Origin of the sequence: Pseudomonas sp. HS-18 (assembly GCF_020401845.1) — a bacterium.
Classification (GTDB): domain Bacteria; phylum Pseudomonadota; class Gammaproteobacteria; order Pseudomonadales; family Pseudomonadaceae; genus Pseudomonas; species Pseudomonas nitroreducens.
The window spans coordinates 468,212-486,269 of the sequence record NZ_CP084413.1 but is presented as its reverse complement, the minus strand read 5'-3'; the positions used below and the strand labels follow the sequence as shown (position 1 = coordinate 486,269).

General features: G+C 67.0%; 11 protein-coding genes. 2 read left to right on the top strand and 9 right to left on the bottom strand.

The annotated features are described in order from the left end of the window. Positions 1-189: 189 nt before the first annotated feature. Positions 190-1,593 carry an adenosylmethionine--8-amino-7-oxononanoate transaminase gene (locus LDJ84_RS02280; protein WP_226045849.1) on the top strand — a complete coding sequence of 468 codons (1,404 nt, stop codon included), beginning with the start codon at positions 190-192 and terminating at the stop codon, positions 1,591-1,593. A gap of 67 nt (positions 1,594-1,660) precedes the next feature. After that, on the top strand, positions 1,661-2,380 hold the full coding sequence (locus tag LDJ84_RS02275) for a 16S rRNA (uracil(1498)-N(3))-methyltransferase (protein WP_024766229.1): 720 nt from the start codon (positions 1,661-1,663) through the stop codon (positions 2,378-2,380). Positions 2,381-2,541: 161 nt separating this feature from the next. Here LDJ84_RS02275 and LDJ84_RS02270 read toward each other — a convergent pair whose 3' ends face one another. From LDJ84_RS02270 to pilH, 9 genes are all read right to left on the bottom strand, one after another. Continuing rightward, the gene (locus tag LDJ84_RS02270) at positions 2,542-3,153 is read right to left on the bottom strand and encodes a LysE family translocator (RefSeq protein ID WP_024766230.1); all 612 of its coding nucleotides are present in this window, start codon (positions 3,151-3,153) and stop codon (positions 2,542-2,544) included. A gap of 74 nt (positions 3,154-3,227) precedes the next feature. Then, positions 3,228-4,028: an AraC family transcriptional regulator gene (locus LDJ84_RS02265; protein WP_226045848.1), complete on the bottom strand. Its 801-nt coding sequence runs from the start codon at positions 4,026-4,028 to the stop codon at positions 3,228-3,230. 7 nt (positions 4,029-4,035) lie between these two features. Further along, a complete protein-coding gene (locus tag LDJ84_RS02260) occupies positions 4,036-4,521 on the bottom strand; it encodes a chemotaxis protein CheW (protein WP_024766232.1) in 486 nt (161 codons plus the stop codon). 11 nt (positions 4,522-4,532) lie between these two features. Beyond that, positions 4,533-5,567, bottom strand: a complete 1,035-nt coding sequence (locus tag LDJ84_RS02255) for a chemotaxis protein CheB (RefSeq protein ID WP_226045847.1) — start codon at positions 5,565-5,567, stop codon at positions 4,533-4,535. Next, positions 5,560-13,986, bottom strand: coding sequence for an Hpt domain-containing protein (locus LDJ84_RS02250; RefSeq protein WP_226045846.1), 8,427 nt, complete (start codon positions 13,984-13,986; stop codon positions 5,560-5,562). Before LDJ84_RS02250 ends, LDJ84_RS02255 begins: the two co-directional genes overlap by 8 nt. Positions 13,987-14,010: 24 nt before the next feature. Then, a complete protein-coding gene (locus tag LDJ84_RS02245; protein WP_196912212.1) occupies positions 14,011-14,874 on the bottom strand; it encodes a CheR family methyltransferase in 864 nt (287 codons plus the stop codon). Between the two features lie 62 nt (positions 14,875-14,936). Beyond that, complete coding sequence (locus LDJ84_RS02240) at positions 14,937-16,985, bottom strand: methyl-accepting chemotaxis protein (RefSeq protein ID WP_024766236.1); 2,049 nt, start codon at positions 16,983-16,985, stop codon at positions 14,937-14,939. An 83-nt stretch (positions 16,986-17,068) separates the two neighbouring features. Then, positions 17,069-17,605 (bottom strand): chemotaxis protein CheW, encoded by a 537-nt coding sequence (locus LDJ84_RS02235; RefSeq protein WP_017520132.1) that lies wholly within the window; start codon positions 17,603-17,605, stop codon positions 17,069-17,071. A 54-nt stretch (positions 17,606-17,659) separates the two neighbouring features. Further along, positions 17,660-18,025 carry a twitching motility response regulator PilH gene (gene pilH, locus LDJ84_RS02230; protein WP_024766237.1) on the bottom strand — a complete coding sequence of 122 codons (366 nt, stop codon included), beginning with the start codon at positions 18,023-18,025 and terminating at the stop codon, positions 17,660-17,662. Between the last annotated feature and the right edge of the window lie 33 nt (positions 18,026-18,058).

Here is an 18,058-nt window from a genome sequence, read left to right as displayed (position 1 = left end):
CCAGACTTCCCCGAATTGGTGCAAAGGCGCGAAGCATACGTCAGCGCCCGAAAGCCGAATAGCTGTCTTGGTCGGCTGCCTACAACATGTGTCGTAGGACGTGTCCTTGTTCATCTCAGGAGCATTGAATAGGCTTGCCGACCAGAGCGAGCCGACCGTCAGAAGAGCCATCAATTTAAGGAGCCGGCCATGGGCCTGAATGCCGAGTGGATGCAGCGCGATCTCGAGGTGCTGTGGCACCCCTGCACCCAGATGAAAGACCACGAGCGCCTGCCGGTCATCCCGATCCGCCGCGGCGAAGGCATCTGGCTGGAGGACTTCGAAGGCAAGCGCTATCTCGACGCGGTCAGCTCCTGGTGGGTCAACGTCTTCGGCCACGCCAACCCGCGCATCAACCAGCGCATCAAGGACCAGGTCGACCAGCTGGAGCACGTGATCCTCGCCGGCTTCAGCCACCAGCCCGTCATCGAACTCTCCGAGCGCCTGCTACGCCTGGCGCCGGCCGGCTTCTCCCGGGTGTTCTATGCCGACAGCGGCTCGGCCGGCATCGAAGTGGCGCTGAAGATGAGCTACCACTACTGGCAGAACCTCGGCCAGCCGGAGAAAAAGCGCTTCATCACCCTGACCAACAGCTACCACGGCGAAACGGTGGCGGCGATGTCGGTAGGCGACGTGGCGCTGTTCACCGAGACCTACAAGTCGCTGCTGATGGACACCATCAAGGTGCCGACTCCCGACTGCTACCTGCGCTCCGAGGGCGTGAGCTGGGAAGAGCACTCGCGGACGATGTTTGCCGCGATGGAGCAGGCGCTGGAGCAACACCACAAGGAAGTCGCGGCGGTGATCGTCGAGCCGCTGGTGCAGGGCGCCGGTGGCATGCGCATGTACCATCCGGTCTACCTCAAGCTGCTGCGCGAGGCCTGCGACCGCTACGGCGTGCACCTGATCCACGATGAAATCGCCGTCGGCTTCGGCCGCACCGGCACCATGTTCGCCTGCCAACAGGCTGGTATCACCCCGGATTTCCTCGTCCTCTCCAAGGCGCTGACCGGCGGTTATCTGGCAATGAGCGCGGTGCTGACCACCGACAAGGTCTACCAGGCGTTCTACGACGACTACAGCACCCTGCGCGCCTTCCTCCACTCGCACACCTATACCGGCAACCCGCTGGCCTGCGCCGCCGCCCTGGCGACCCTGGACATCTTCGAGCAGGACAACGTCATCGAGGCCAACAAGGCCCTGGCGGCGAAGATGGCCAGCGCCACCGCGCACCTGGCCGACCACCCGCACGTTTCGGAAATCCGCCAGACCGGCATGATCCTCGCCATCGAGATGGTCCAGGACAAGGCGACGAAAACCGCCTATCCCTGGCAGGAGCGCCGCGGCCTGCAGGTCTTCCAGCACGGCCTGGAACGCGGCGCACTGCTGCGCCCGCTGGGCAGCGTGGTGTACTTCCTGCCGCCGTACATCATCACCCCCGAGCAGATCGACTTCCTTGCCGAGGTCGCCAGCGAAGGCATCGACATCGCCACCCGCGACAGCGTGAGCGTGGCGGTCAGCGAACGCTTCCCCGATCACCGCGATCCGGGCTGATCGGCTACAAGCGGCAGGCCGAAAGCTTTAAGCTTGCCGCTTCCCCCTTTATCTGCCCGATATCGCCATGCGCCTCTCCCGCTTCTTCATCGACGCCCCGCTCTCCCTCGGCCAGCACGAGCTGCCCGAAGCCCAGGCCCATTACATCGGTCGCGTGCTGCGCCACAGTGTCGGCGATGCCGTGCAGCTGTTCGACGGCTCCGGCCAGGAATACCTGGGCGAGTTGATCGAAGTGGGCAAGAAGAACGTCCGCGTGGAGCTGCGCGAAGCCTTCGCCGGCCAGGCCGAGTCGCCGCTACGCGTGCACCTCGGCCAGGGCCTGTCCCGTGGCGAGCGCATGGACTGGGCGATCCAGAAGGCCACCGAACTGGGCGCCAGTGAGATCACCCCGATCGTCAGCGAGCGCTGCGAAGTGCGCCTGAAGGACGAACGCGCTGACAAGCGCATGGCCCACTGGCGCCAGGTGGCGATCAGCGCCAGCGAGCAGTGCGGCCGCTCGGTGCTGCCGGTGCTCAATGCACCGGTCACCCTCGCCGAATGGCTGGAGAGCTGCGAAGCGCAGCTCAAGCTGGTGCTGCACCCGGTGGCCGAACCGCTGACCAGCCATGACCGGCCGTCGAGCCTGGCCTTCCTGATCGGCCCAGAAGGTGGGTTGAGCGATGCGGAGGTGGAACAGGCGAAATCGGCTGGATTCCATGCCGCGCGACTGGGGCCGCGCGTGCTGCGGACCGAGACGGCGCCCGTGGTGGCGCTGAGCGTGGCGCAGCAGCTGTGGGGCGACTTCTAGGTCGAGGCTTCGCGCCGGCCCGCTCTCGAAGAGAGAGGGTAAGCCGGCAACTCCGATGCCATGTGGGTTCGCGAGCAAGCTCGCTGCTACAGGTGCCGGTAAGCAGGGTGCGCTCTTCGCAGGAGCGAGCTTGCTCGCGAAGAGCCCAGGCGCCCGGCGACTCAGATTCCCCGCAACGCCAATCCCGCCAGCACCAGCAACACCACACCACAAAGCGCATGGCTCACCCGGTGCCAGCGCGGCGAGGCGTTGCGCCGCAACCAGTCGACCAGGCCGGCGCAGAGGAAGCAGCAGAGCACCGAGGCAGTCATGAAGCCGGCGAAGAACACCAGCGAATCCGCCAGAGACGGCACGCCATCGACCAATCCGGCCATGGCGCCGCCGAGGGCGCCCCAGTAGACGATGTTCTTCGGGTTGGACAGCGACAGCATGGCCCCGGACGCGAAAGCCCCGGCGTTGTGCTCGCCGGTATCGCCCTCTTCCACCACGCCGACCTCGCGTGCATCGCGCAGGCTCTGCACACCCAGCCAGGCCAGGTACGCGGCGCTGGCCAGGGTCAGCGGCAGGCGCAAGGTTTCATGGCCGAACAACAGCGCCAGCCCGGTCAGGCCGATCAGCGCCCACACCGCATCACCGATCAGCGAGCCGAACTGCACCAGCAGTGCAGGCCGAAAGCCGCCCTTCAGGCCACGGCGCAGGGTTTCGGCGAGCACGGCGCCGGGAGACAGGCAGAAGACGATGCCGAACAGCAACGCGGCGAAGAACAGGGTCATGGATCAGCTCTCGAACAGGGTGACGTTGAGGCAAGTTTGCCTGGGCACCGGCCCTCGCACTTGAACCGGATTGCTCAGCGCAGGGCGCGCTGGAAGCTGCCCGGCGACACACCGTAGGCCGCGCGAAAATGCCGGTTCAGGTGGCTCTGGTCGGCAAAGCCCAGCGCGTGGGCCACTTCGGTGGCCGGCAGGCCAGCGCGCAACAATGCCTGGGCCCGGCGAGTGCGCAGTTGCATTGCCCACTGCCGGGGGCTCAGGCCCACCTGCTTCTGGAAGCTGCGCAGCAAGTGGAAACGCGACAGGCCGAGGTAGGTCGCCATCTCGTCAAGGCTGGGTTGCCGCGCCAGGTCGGCCGCCAGCCAGCCCTGCAGGTCCGCGATCCGCCCACCGCTCTCGACAGCAGGCTGCGGCAGGCGCACGCCCATGGCACGGGCGATCTCGGCGAGCAGCAGCGTCAGGCGTTCCTCGCCGCGCTGGCGAACGAAGGTGTCGTCGCCCAGCGCACGTGTCACCGCATCGGCCATGGTGCCGGCAAGGGCCGGCAGGCGCCCGGTGGGGCGCTCGAACTCCAGGCGCTGCAGGCCGAGCATCGCCGCCAGCTGATCGGGGGCCACATAGAGGCTGACGAATTGCCAGGGCTGGCCTTGGGCAACGCCGCCGCCCTGGATCTGGCCAGGGTTGTAGCAGGTGATGCAACCGGGGCCGGCGTCAAAGGTGCGGCCATCCAGCCAGACGCTTTCCTCGCCGCGCAGGTTGGCGCTGATGACGAATTCGTCGTGGCTGTGGCGCTCGAAACGGTGCCCGCCAAGGGTGGCGCCGGCGACCTCGAAGCCGGGTTGATCCCCCAGCTGGGCAAGGCGCAGGCCACCGCTCATGGCCGGCTCAGATCAGGCCGGAGTCGGCCAGCTTCTGCTCCAGCGCGACCAGGTCGGGGATGCGCGCCTGGGCGTCGCCCAGGTCAACGGCGTCCAGCTCCAGCGGAGCCAGCGGCACGTCGAGTCGCTTGAGGTCGCTGCCGACCTTCAGCGAACGCGGGATGCCCTGCACCAGCAGCGCGAAGAACTTCACATTGGCTCGGCCGCCCAGGGCGTTGACCACGATCACCCGCGCGCCGGAACCGACTTCGGCCTGACCGTCGGAGGCCGCCTCGAAGGACAGCAGCGGCAGACGCAGGTCGCGCCAGGCCACCTGGCCCAGGTACCAGGACGGCAGGCCGTCCACCGGGTGCGGGGCGCGGTAGGTGATCAGCTCGGCCACGGCCACGTTGGGCAGCAGCAGGTTGCGGTCGGCCAGCGGCACCAGCAGGCCGGTCAGGCTGCTGGGGGCGGCATTGGCAACGCCGGCATTGGCGACGGGGAGATCACTCATCGGGCCTTATCTCACTGCGTGACTGCGCCGACGCATTGCTCGGCGAGGTGATTGACCAGCGCCGCCGCGAGTTCGCGCGGGTCGCCGGAGAGGGTGCTGTAGCCGCCTTCGCGCAGGCTGTCGGGCATGCTGGAGCAGGCGCAGCTGTCGGCGCGCTGGGTCCAGATCGGCGCGCCCTGGCGGCGCACGTAGGCCGCGGCGGCGCTGCCGTCGCTGCACATGCCGCTGAACACGATCACGCCGCAGCGCTCACCGTATTGCTGCGCGAGATTGAGCATCATCTGGTCGATGGACGGGCTGTAGGGTTCCGGCCAGCTGCGGTCCTGCACGTGCATGCGCGCCGAATCGTCGAAGCCCAGCTCGCGGGAAATCGGCACCACCACCACTTCGCCGCAGCGCACCGGATCGCCGTCGCGCACGCTGTTGACGTGCCACTGACTGTGGCGGCCGACGGCTTGGGGCAGGTTCGCCTCGAACGAGGCATCGATGTGCTGGGCATACAGGAAGCCCACCGGCAGGCCGCCGGGCAGCGCGTCGAGGAAGGTCTTCACCGCGGCCGGGCCGCCCAGCGAGGCGGCGAGCAGCCAGACCTGCGCGGCGGGCTCACCAGCCTTGAGCGGCGAAGCGGCGAGGTCATCGGGCAGCGTCACGCGGCTGGGCCGCTGCGCTTCGTCGAGCAGCGCCGCGAGACTGCGGCCCACGCCGGCGCTGGGGTCACCCACCAGCTTGCGCAACTTGGACACCAGCCGACGTTCCCAGCGCGGGTAATGTTCGGAATGCCGCTCCGGCGCGTGGCCTTCGCCGAACAGCACGGGCACGCGTGACTGTTCCAGCAGGTTGTCCACCAGGGGCGAGTCTTCCTGCTGCGCCAGGTCCACCAGCCACAGGTCGGTCTCGCAGGCGTCCAGCTGGTCGCTCTCAAGGCGCGCCGGATCGGCGTTGAGCACCACCTGGTAACCGTGGCCGGCCAACGCCTGTGCCAGCACGTGGCGCTGCAGCGAAGTATCGGCGATCACCGCAATGCGCGGCGTGCTCTGCTCAGACATGGGCCTTCACCAGCTTGTGGATATTCTCCAGCAGCTCGGACTCCTGGTACGGCTTGCCCAGGTACTGGTTGACGCCGATGGCCAGGGCACGGTCGCGGTGCTTCTCGCCGGTACGGGAGGTAATCATGATGATCGGCAAGTCCTTCAGCTGTTCATCGTGGCGCACCAGGGTGGCCACCTCGAAGCCGTCCATGCGCGGCATCTCGATGTCCAGCAGCATGATGTCGGGCTTGTGGTCCTGCAGCTGGGCGATGGCGTCCACCCCGTCCTTGGCGGTGAGCACGTTCATGCCATTGCGTTCCAGCAGGCGGCTGGTGACCTTGCGCACGGTGACCGAGTCGTCCACCACCATGACCAGGGTCGGGCGCTGGTGCTCGATTTCCGCCACGCTCGGGCCCGCCAGCTGGCGGCGCGGCGCGTGCTGGATGAGCTGGGCGTGGAGCACGCGGATGGTCGCCAGCAGGTCGAGAATCACCACCACGCGACCGTCACCGAGGATGGTCGCACCGGAGATGCCGCTGACGCCGGCGAACTGCGCACCGAGGCTCTTCACCACGATCTCGCGCGAGCCGGCCAGGGCGTCCACCTGCACTGCCACGGCGTGGTCCGCCGAGCGCACCAGGATCACCGGCAGCGGCAGCGACTGACCGACCAGCTTGGGATGCTGGCCGTTGTTGAGCAGGTCGCCGAGGTATTTCAGTTCATAGCTCTGGCCGGCGTATTCGAAGCTCGGCGCGGCGCCGGACTCGTCGGCGGCGGCCTGTTCGTAGAGTGCCTCCAGCTCGTACGGGGAGACCCGCACGATGCCTTCGATGGTGTTCAGCGGCAGGGCGTAGAGGTCCTCGCCGGAAAGCACCATCAGCGCGCGGTTCACCGACACGGTGAACGGCAGGCGGATGTCGAACTTCGTCCCCTCGCCAACGCTGGACTGGATGCTCATGGAGCCGCCGAGTTGCTTCACCTCGGAGTTCACCACGTCCATGCCCACGCCGCGGCCGGAAATCTGCGTGACCTTCTCGGCGGTGCTGAAGCCGGCCTCGAGGATGAACTGCAGCACCTCGTGGTCGTTCAGCTCGCTGTCATCGGTCATCAGGCCGCGCTCGATGGCCTTGCGGCGCACCGCTTCCAGGCGGATGCCGGCGCCATCGTCGGCGAGGGTCAGGAGGATGTCGCCACCCTCGCGGCCCAGGGTCAGGCGGATGGTGCCCTGCTCCGGCTTGCCGGCGATGCGGCGCGCCTCGCCGGACTCGATGCCGTGGTCGACCGCGTTGCGCAGCATGTGCTCCAGCGGCGCGACGATGCGTTCGAGCACGCTGCGGTCCATCTCGCCTTCGGCGTTGCTGACCACGAACTCGACCTGCTTGCCCAGCTCGCTCGCCACCTGGCGGACGATCCGCCGCAGGCGCGGCACCAGGCGGTCGAACGGCACCATGCGGGTGCGCATCAGGCCTTCCTGCAACTCCGTGTTGACCCGCGCCTGTTGCAGCAGCAGGGTCTCGGCGTCGCGGTTCTTCGCGGCCAGGGTTTCCTTGAGGTCGAACAGGTCGGAAGCGGACTCGAACAACGCACGGGAGAGCTGTTGCAGCTGCGAGTAGCGGTCCATTTCCAGCGGGTCGAAATCTTCGTAGCCGGCGCGCTCGGCGTCGGCCTGGTGGCGCGAGAGGATCTGCGCCTGGGTTTCGGTATCCAGACGCCGCAACTGGTCGCGCACCCGCTCGATGGTCGCGTCCATCTCGCCCAGGGTCGAACCGACGTCGCTCACCTGCTGCTCGACGCGGCCACGGAAGATGGAGGTTTCACCGGCGAGGTTGACCAGCCCTTCGAGCAGTTGCGCGGGTACCTTCACCAGTTCCTGCGGCGCACGGCGCGCAGCGGCTTCCTGGGCGGCTTCCTGGGCACGGCGAACGAAGGGCAGCACCACCGGCGCATCGAGGCGCTGCGGTACGGCAGCGGCCATGATGGCTTCCGGCAGCACCGGCAGGTTCACCGGAGCCGGCTGTTCGGCGACCGGTTCTTCGTCGATGGATTCCTCGAACTGGCTTTCGGCGCTCTCGACTTCACCCAGGTGCAGGCGCAACTGGTCGACCTCGGCCTGCAGGCCTTCGAAGCCGGACTGCACGTCCAGCAACAGGCTTTCCGGCCAGGGCGCGCCCTGCTGCTGGGCTTCGCCCAGGTGCTGTTCGAGGTCGTGGGCCAGGTCGCCGAGGCTGGTCTGGCCGGCCAGGCGCGCACCACCCTTGAGGGTATGCAGAATGCGCAGCAGCTCATCCAGCGCGCCGTTCTCGCGCTCGGCGTCCCAGCGGCCCAGTGCCTGCTCCATGCCTTCGAGCAGGTCGTCGGCCTCTTCCAGGAAGATATCCAGGATGTCGGCTTCCGGGCCTTCGGGCGCGGCGGGCTGGGAGCTGATCGCGTGCAGGCTGACGCTGCTGGGGATGCTCAGCTGCTCTTCGGGGTTGGCACGAAATCGGTGGATCGCGTCAATCAGCGATTCACCTCCCGGCACCCGGCGGTGCTGTTGGACGGCCTCGAGCATTTCGGCGAGCCGGTCGTGGCAACGCTGCAGCAATTCGAAGAGCGTCGGGCTGGCGCGCAGGCGCCCGCCGCAGAGGCCCTCGTAGAGGAATTCCAGTTCGTGGGCGAGGTCGCCGATGGGGCGAATCTCGGCCATCCGCGCGCCGCCCTTGAGGGTGTGCAGGTCGCGTTGCAGCGCTTCCAGCTCGACGCTGTTGTCGGGGTTGGCCATCCAGCGCGTCAGTGCGCCGGAGGAGCTTTCGAGGATGTCGAAGCCTTCCTCGAGGAAGATTTCCACCAGTTCCTGGTCGCGGTCCGGGTCAAGCTCGTACTCGCTGTCCTGCACGCCTGTCGCCTCGGGGGCAGGCGCCGCGGCAGCGGTGACAGGCTCGATGGCAGCCGGCTCCTCGGCGGGCTCGGCTTCGGCCTCTTCGAGGAAGCTCTGCAGGTCGATCTCTTCGGGCGCAGCGGCCGATTCCGGCTCGGCTTCGGATTGCAGCTCGGTGCCTTCGAGATCGATGCTCTCAAGTTCGGTGCTTTCGAGATCGGTCGCTTGAAGCTCGGCGCTAGCGGCCAACGGCTCGGCCTCGGCGGGCAGTTCCAGCTCGATATCGGCATCGTTCGGGGCAGCAGTTTCCAGTAGCTCCTCGGCCTCGCTCTCATCCGCCGCAGCGTCCAGCTGCGGCTGCGCAGCCAGCGCCTGCGGTGCGTCCAGCCCGGCGGCCGGATTCTGGCGGAAGGTGCGGATGGTCTGCACCAGGTCGGCCGGATCGGTCAGCGCCTGGCCGGCCTGCAGCTGATCGAGCTGGGTCGCCAGGCGGTCGTGGCAGGTGCGCAGCAGGTCGCCCAGCGGCTGGCTGTGCTGGAAGCGATGGTCCAGCAGGCCTTCGTAGAGTGATTCGAGTTCGTGGGACAGATCGCCTATCTCGCGGATTTCCGCCATGCGCGCACCACCCTTGAGGGTGTGCAGGTCGCGTTGCAGGGTCGAAAGCGCAGCGAGGCCCTCGGGCGAAGCCAGCCATTGGTCCAGCGCCTGGCCGGCGTTGTCGAGGATGTCGACCGCCTCTTCGAGGAAGATCGCCACCATTTCCTCGTCCAGCGCACGCGGCGGTTGCTGCGGGGCGGGATGGGCGTGCGGGGTTTCGGCGGTGATGACGTCATCGTCATCGTCGTCGGCGGCACCACGCGGGGCACCGTCGTTATCGCTGCGCGGCGACCAGCTCAGGCCGTCGGGCAGGTTGTCGTCGTCCACCGGGCGGCTGTCGAGAAGGAATTCCTCATCTTCGGCGGGGAAGTCATCGGCGGTCAGGCTTTCCAGGTCGACGAACTCGACATCCGGGGCGTCTTCCGATGGCTCGTCCTGGACGGCGGGCACCGGTGCATCCAGCAGGCGGTGCAGCGCTTCGACCTGTTCCGGGCGGGCACTGACCTGCAGCGCTGCAGCCACCTGGTCCATCATGCCGATCAGCGCCTCGTGGGCGGTTTCGGCGGCGGAGAAGAAGGCGTCGCCGGTTTCCAGGCGACCCTGGCGCACGGCGCCATAGACTGCCAGCAGCGCATCGGCGAGTTCCGCCATCTGCGGCAGCTCGGCCATCTGCGCACCACGGCTGAGGGTTTCCAGCTCGTCGTAGAGGGCGCCCAGTTCGTGGCGCTCCTGCGGGTGCTCGCGCCAGCGGCGCAGCAGATCCTCGGCGTCGAGCAGGATGTCCATGCCCTCGGCGAGGAACATGCCGATCAACTGCGGATCGTTGCCGCTGCCCTCGCCACTTTCACCGCGGCGCTTGGCCTCGGCAGCCTCCAGGCGCTCCTGGTGAACCTGCGCGATGCGCGCCAGGAGTTCCGGGCTGCCTTCGATGGGCGCCAGCGGGCGACCTTCGACGAGCTGGTCGAGGCCGACGCGGAACAGACCTTCGGCGGCGTGCAGCAGTTCCGCCTCGCGCAGGTCGACCTGCAGCAGGTTGGTCTTGAATTCCTTCACCAGCCGCTCCAGCGGCGTGGCGATTTCGGCGATCGGCAGGATGCCGGCCATGTGCGCGCTGCCCTTGAGGGTGTGCAGGGCGCGTTGCAGGTCGTCGGTCACCGGTTGCGGCAGCTGCTGCGCGCAATCGGCGAGGAAGCCGACCAGGGTTTCCAGGTGAGCTTCGGCTTCGTTGCGGAAGATCTCCAGCAACTGCGGATCGAGGCTCTCGTCGAGCCCTTCGTTGGCAGCCTGGGCAGCGATCTCCTCGACCTCTGCCAGCTCGGGGGTGATGTCCTCGACCTGCGGCGCCGACTCCGGCAGCCCGCCACCGGGCGGCGGCACCGGCTGCCCCTTGGCCAGGGCATGGGCGGTAGCGGCCAGGCGGTCGACGTCGTCGCGCTGGCGCTGGGCGCTGGCAGCGTACTCCTCGACCAGTTCAGGCATCAGCGCGACCACATCCTGGACCACCTGCAGCACGGCAGGCGAGGCGGCAATGCTGCGGTCGAGCACGCGGTTGAGCAGGTTCTCGATGGACCAGGCCAGCTCGCCGATCACCAGCGCGCGGACCATCCGGCCACTGCCCTTGAGGGTATGGAAGGCACGGCGAATCTCGGTCAGCGAGTCGCGGTCGTCGGTGTTGGCCAGCCAGGTCGGCAGGTGCTCGCCGATGGTTTCCAGCACTTCGCCGGCTTCTTCGATGAAGACTTCGCGCAGCTCTTCGTCGATGGGTTCTTCATCGGCGGGCGGCGGCAGCAGGCTGGGCGGTACGTCCTGGGCCGGCGGGTTGATCGCCGATACCGGGGCGGCCATGACTTCGGCCAGGGACAGCGGCTTGGCCGGTGCCTCGGCGACGACTTCGGGCTCGGCCGGCGGGCTGGGCAGCTCGACTTCCGGCAGGTCCAGCTCGGCGATGTTCTCGTCGCTCCAGGCTTCGGCCTGGGCGGCGGGCGCCTGGGGCTCGACCAGCGGTTCCAGCGCTTCCAGCTCAAGTGGCGCGTCGAGGCTGAAGTCGACGCCAGCGTCCAGCGCGGTCGGTTCGCTCAGCTCACCCAGGGTCCAGTTGTCATCGCTGACCAGCGAGGTTTCGGCGCTGGACGGTTCATCGCTGGCAGGCTGGGCGGCGAAGCTCAGGTCGTCCAGGGCTGCCAGCGGTGCGGGTTCGACCGTTTCCAGGCTGGCGAAGCTTTCGTCCAGCTCCAGCGACGGTGCGGGCGACTCGGCAGTCGGCTGGCTCAGGTCGATGCTGAACCAGTCTTCCTCGGCGGGCTTGTCGCCGGCCGGGGTCAGCGACTGCATGTCCCAGGTCAGCTCCTCCACCGGGGCCGGAGTGGCCTCCAGCGTCGGCAGGCTGGCGAAGTCGTCGAGCAGTTCCGGAGTGGCCGGGGCTTCGCTTGGGGTGCCGGACAGGTCCGGCGATTCCCAGGATTGTTCGGTCGTTGCCGGCTCCGCCTGCGCGGGCTCGTCGAATCGCGGCGTCTCGGCCAGCGGGAGGGCATCGTCCAGGCTCCAGCTCAGCTCATCGGCCAGCGGTTGCGCGGGCGCCTCTTCCAGCGTTTCGAGAGTGAACTCGATGCTGTCGGCCCTGTGGCTGTCGTCCAGCGACCAGCCTTCATCGGCCAGGGTGGTGTCGGTGATCGGTGCGGCCGGCTCCAGTTCGATATCCCAGCTGAGGCTTTCCGGCTCCAGGGTCGCACCGGGCAGTTCAGCCGAGGCAGCCAGCGGCGTGGCCTCGTCGAGAGTCCAGGCGCCCGGTTCGGCGCTGGGCTCGGCAGCGGGCAGGCCGGAGTCCAGCTCCAGGGGTTCGAAGGTGAAGCTCGCTTCGGCTTCGCCAGCAGGCTGGGCGTCGAGTTCGGTCGGGAGGCCGAAGTCGGCCGGCAGTGCGGGCTGCTCCCCGGCGACAGGCTCGACAACGGGCTCCAGCGATTCGAAGGTGAAGCTCTCTTCAGTGTCCGCAACAGGTTGGGGCGTATCGAGGTCGGCAAGGTCCAGGACCGGTTCGTCCACCGGAGCCAGCTCTTCTGTCGGGGCAAGCTCGGCAGGCTGTTCGAACGCCAGCTCCTCGGTCGGGGTGATATCGAGGCTCGCGGGCTCGAAGCTGTCGGCGATTTCCACCGGCGCGGCCAACTCGGGGACGTCTTCCACCGGGACCGCTTCGCTCGGCTCGGCCAGCGGCTGCGCCGCCAGTACGTCGATCTCGTCGAGCGGGTTGTCCAGGGGCGCAGGGACGTGGGCGCTCGGCTCGGCGTCGAGGATCGACGGGCGCGGCTTGAGCGAATAGCCCAGGCTGTCCAGGCTCTCCTCGGCCACGTCGAGGATCATGTCGCCCTGGGTGTTGTGGTCTTCCGACAGGCGCTCTAAGTAGTACTCGACGCTGGTGATGGCGTCGGCCAGGGTGTCGAGGCTGTGCCAGTCCGGCACGGCCTGGCGCACCAGCAGTTGTTCCTGGATGTAGCGGTTGCAGTTTTCCAGCAGTTTCGCAGCGCGTTCCTGGGAGATCATCGCCAGTCCGCCGCGAACCTGGGTCAGCAGCTCCGGCACGCGGGCCAGGTGCTCGTGGTTCCATTGCGAGGCGATGAACTCGATGATCGCGTCCTTGGCCAGTTCCAGGCCATTGCGCGCTTCCTTGATCACCACCTGGTGGATCTGCTCGACATCGGTGGTCGGCAGGACGTTTTCTTCGCTGCCCGGCTCTTCGCTCGGGCCGACCATGCCGGCCAGGGTCGCTTCGACATACAGCAGCGCACCGGCGACATCCATCAGGGTGGCGTCGTTGGGCTGGCGCTGGCCGTGGGCGAGCGCGCTGACCACCTCGATCTGGTCGAGGATGACCTTGCGCGGCTGGCCGAAGCCCAGCACGGCGAGGGTGTCGGCGATCTGCTTGAGTGGCGCCAGCAGGCTACCCAGTTCGTTCACGCCGCTGCGGTCGCTGCGCACGAAGAGGTCGAGGCTGTCCTTGACCCGCACCAGCTCCTCGCACAGTGCGCCAACCACCGAGCGCATGGCGTCGCGGTCAGGGCCGGCGAGACGGGCGCGTTCCTCGTCCACCAGGGCTGCGCCCGGCAGGGCGTCGTCGAGGCGGTACTCGTCCTTCACCGCACGCACGCGCGGCGACTGGTCGGAGGCCTTGGCGACGTAGAACAGCAGGTTCTTGATCAGTTCTTCCGGCGCCGCCTGGTTCATGGCGTCGGCGCCCTGGTCGACCAGGCGCTTGAATTCGCGGTCGACCTGGCGCAGCAGGTTACGTACCGAGGTGCCGTTGGCGATGCTGCCGTTGGCCAGGCCTTCGATCATCGCCGAGGCGATCACCCACAGGCGGCCCAGCGGGGCGTCCTTGCACAGCGATTCCAGGCGGGCGAACACGCGCGCCAGGTAGCCCAGGTTGGTCGGCAGGTCCTGGTTGCGGATGACGCCGACCAGGGCGACCTGCAGCATCTGCCGCAGCTTGCGCAGCAGCGCCGGCAGTTCGGCGGTGCGCAGGCGCGCCAGGGCGTCCACCGGCAGCACCGGCGAGGACTGGGAAAGGTCGGGGGAGAACAGGCTGGTTTCCGACAGCAGCTTTTCGCCGCGAGCGGTGCGCAGGTCGTTGAGCAACGGCAGCACGACCAGCGGCAGGTCGCGGCGGGCGCTCTGGATGCGCTCCAGGTACGCCGGCAGCTGCAGGATGGCCTGCATCAGCACTTCCAGCGCTTCGCTCTGGCTGGAGACCTTGCCGTCGATCAGCGCCTGGGTCAGGTACTCCATTTCCTCGGCGAGCAGGGCCGCGCCGTAGAACTCCACCATCTGCAGGGTGCCACGCACCTGGTGGATGTAGGCCAGGCAAAAGCCCATCCGCGTCGGGTCCTGGGGGTTCTCGACGTAGGATTCGAGGGCTTGCCGCGCCTGCTTGAGCGTTTCGGCAATCTCGCCTTTTACCCATTCCAGGGCGACATAATCGTGCCGATCACCCATAGCCACTCCACTCATGTGTCTGTGTCATCCCTTCCGGGTAAAGGCCAGAACGCGCTCATCGGCGACCGGTTCGAGCAGCGGGTGGTGCCAATCGGCCACCTCACCCACTCCGATCACCAGCAGTCCCCCAGGCGCCAGCCGCTCGGCCAGGCGATTGAGGATGTCCCGCCGCCGCCAGCGGCGGAAATAGATCAGCAGGTTCTGGCAAAAAATCACGTCCATGCCGGACATTGGCGCCTTGGCCAGTTCCAGCACATTCAGCCGGGCGCAACAGACGCGCTCGGCGAGGTCGGGTATCACTGCGTATCGACCGTCATCCTGCGCGCTGAAGTAGCGCGTGGCCAGTTCCGGGTCGATCTCCTCCAGCTTGCGTGCCGCGTAGCGCGCCTCGCGCGCCCGGGTCAGGGCATTGAGGCTGATGTCGGTGCCGGTCACGCCGAACAGCGGCGCCAGACCTGCATCTTCGAGTACCTTGGCGGCCACCATGGCGAGGGAATACGGCTCCTCGCCACTGGAACAGCCGACGCTCCACAAGGCCAGCGGCCGGCTCGGGCCGACCTGTTCGAGGCGCTGACGGAGGAAGCCTTCCAGCACTTCGAATGAAGCCTTGTGACGAAAGAAACGGGTTTCCTGAACGGTGAGGCGGTCCAGCAGGTTCGACCACTCGACGGCGCCGCGCGGGCCATCGGTGACCTGTCGGTAGTAGGTGCCGTAGTCGGCGATGCCCAGTTCGCGCATCCGCGCGCCCAGGCTGGTCTGCAGGAAGGCACGGCGTTGTTCGTTGACGACGACACCGGTCCGGTCTTCCAACAGTGCCTGCCAGTCGCGGAAGTCCGCGGCCGACATGTCGGCCAACGGCTGCAACGACCAGACGCCACTTGCCTGCATGTCGCGCCCCTCGCTCAAGACTGTCATGCGCTACCCGGTGAAGAGCAGCGCACCTCCTCTGCTCAGGCCTGTTCGGCGATGTCCGGCAGTTTGAAGCCGGATACGGAGTGACGCATCTCGCCGGCCATCTTGGCCAGGTTGCCAATGCTGCGCGCGGTGGCGGTGGTACCGGCGGAGGTCTGCGAGGTGATCTCCTGGATCACGTTCATGGTGTTGGAAATGTGGCCGGCGGAGGAGGCCTGCTGACGGGCGGCGTTGGAAATGTTCTGGATCAACGCTGCCAGGGTCTTGGATACCTTCTCGATCTCTTCCAGAGACACACCGGCGTCCTGCGCCAGGCGGGCACCGCGTACCACCTCGGAGGTGGTCTGTTCCATCGAGATCACCGCTTCGTTGGTGTCGGTCTGAATGGTCTTCACCAGCGCTTCGATCTGCTTGGTCGCCGCGGAGGAACGTTCCGCCAGTCGCTGTACTTCGTCCGCTACCACGGCGAAGCCGCGGCCCGCGTCGCCCGCCATGGACGCCTGGATCGCGGCGTTCAGTGCGAGGATGTTGGTCTGGTCGGCAATGTCGTTGATCAGGCTTACGATGTCACCGATCTCCTGGGACGATTCACCCAGGCGCTTGATCCGCTTCGAGGTGTCCTGGATCTGCTCACGGATGTTGTCCATGCCGGTGATGGTGTTGTGCACCACTTCGTTGCCCTTGTTGGCGATGGCTACGGAACGTTCCGCTACCGCCGAGGACTCGGAGGCGTTCGCCGACACCTGGTCAATGGACACGGCCATTTCGTTGATCGCGGCGGAGGCGCCGGCGATTTCCTGGGCCTGGTGCTCGGAAGCCTCGGCCAGGTGCATGGCGGTGGCCTGGGTTTCCTGGGCGGCGGCGGCCACCTGCACGGCGGTCAGGTTGATGGTTTCCACCAGCTCGCGGAGCTGGTCGATGGAGTAGTTGATGGAGTCCGCGATCGCACCGGTGAAGTCCTCGGTCACGGTCGCCGCCACCGTCAGGTCACCGTCGGCGAGGTCGGCGATTTCGTCGAGCAGCCGCAGAATCGCCGCCTGGTTACGTTCGTTCTTCTCGGCGGTCTCGGCCAGTCGGCGGTTGGTTTCACGCACCATCACCAGGCCGATGAGGATGATCGCGCCGAGGGCGAGGATGCCCAGCGCCACGCTGGCGACCTGGTTGAACACACGGCCTTCGGCCAGGTTCTCGAAGCCGTTGGCGAGGTTGGAGGCCTTGTCGAGCAGGGTCTGCGAACCGCCGAAGATGGTGTTGGCGGCCTCACGGACCTGGAACAGTTCCGGGGAGGTCTCGAGGATCTCGTCCACCGAGCCGGAAACGAATTCGAACAGCTCGGCAATCTCGTTGAGGCGGTCAACGGCCTCGGCGTTGGTCACCTTGGAGATGCTCATCGCCGCGTTGCCTTCCTTCATGCCCTTGAGTACGCGACCGAAGAGGCTGGCGTCACGGCCGAAGCTGTCGGCGGCCTGCACGGAGTTCTCGTCACCGGCGAGCACCTTGTTCACCGAGCCGAGAATACGTTCGGCCAGCAGCGACTGGCGCTGGGCTACCGCGACCTGGTCGGCCGGGGCGCCGTTCTCCAGCAGGATGTCGACGACCTCTTCGTACTCCACCTGCAGCTGCGGGATGGTTTCGGCGAGGGTCGCGGCCACCTGGTGCAGGGACAGTACGGTCTGTTCGCTGGCGAGGATGGAGTCGGTGTTCTTGCGCAGGGTGTCCCAGTCCTTCTGCACATCCGCCATCTGCGGTTGTACCGAATCCGGGCTCGGCGGCAGGCCGGTGCTTTCGTCACCCTTGGAAAGGATGTTCCAGCGCTTCTCGAAGTCGTTGCGCGCTTCCTTGAGCAGCTTGAACGCCTCGCCCTTGCCCGCCGCGGCTTCCGTGGCGTTCTTGGCGATACGCTGGGACAGCACGCGCAGTTCGCCGGCATGGCCGATGTACTGCTTGTCGTGGTCCGCCTGCTTGTTCAGGTAAGCGAAGTTGGCGAACAGCAAGACGATCGCCACGATCAGGACCACGAAGAGTCCGAGGATCAGCGAGCTGCTACGCGCCCCCGAGAAAAGACTGCCTGCCTTTATATTTTTCATATTCGGCCCCCGCCTGGACCCACCACGATTACGGTTTCCATGTCACAACAAGGGCCGGCAATGCCGGCCCAACCGGTCAAACTCTAGCTGGCGACATCCAGGAACCCCGGGTGCTGAGCCAGCGCATGCGGGCTGAACACGAGCCAGGGTTGCTCCCGATGGAAGACGCCATGAATAAAGGGCTGCAGGACCGCTTCGAGGGGCGGCAACTGCTCGGAGAAGGTATCCACCGGGAAGTGCTGCATGCCGAACACCTCATCGACGATGAGGCCGGCGAAGACTTCCTGGTGTTCCACGACGAGCACGCGCCGCTGCTTGCGCAGAGGCGACAGCTCCGCGCCGAGGAAGCCGCACAGGTCCATGATCGGCAGCAGGCGGCCGCGCACGTTGGCGACCCCCTTCACCCAGTCACGGACACCGGGCAGCAGTGTGTAGCGCGGCTCATGAAGAACCTCGCCGACCTCCCCCATGGGCGCTACGAACAGGCGCCCAGCCATGCGAAAGCCGATGCCGTTCCAGCTCTGCACCACCTCGCGCTGGGCGGGCAGGCCCGCAGCCAGCTGCCGACAGCGCTGATCGATCTGGACGAGAACCTCGAAAGGACTCTGGACTTCCGCCATGCCGGCCCTGGCCTTCTCTAATAATTATGTTCGGTACGTGCAGGTACGGCTGTATCAGCCGGCCAGCACCGAATTGATGGTCTTGAGCAGTGTTTCTTCGTCCACCGGCTTGGTCAGGTAGTCGCGAGCGCCCTGGCGCTTGCCCCAGACCTTGTCGGTTTCCTGGTCCTTGGTGGTGACGATGATCACCGGAATGGCGCTGGTTTCCGGGTCCTTGGACAGCTGACGGGTCGCCTGGAAGCCGTTCAGGCCGGGCATGACGATGTCCATCAGGACGACGTCCGGCTTTTCCTGGCGAGCCAGGGCCACGCCGTCGGCGCCGTTTTCGGCCTTGAGTACCTGGTGCGAGTGCTTTTCCAGCATCGCGGTCAGCTTGTACATCTCGGTCGGCGAGTCATCAACAATCAGAATTCGAGCCATTGTGGTCCCCATACGGAATAGGCGTCACCGGCG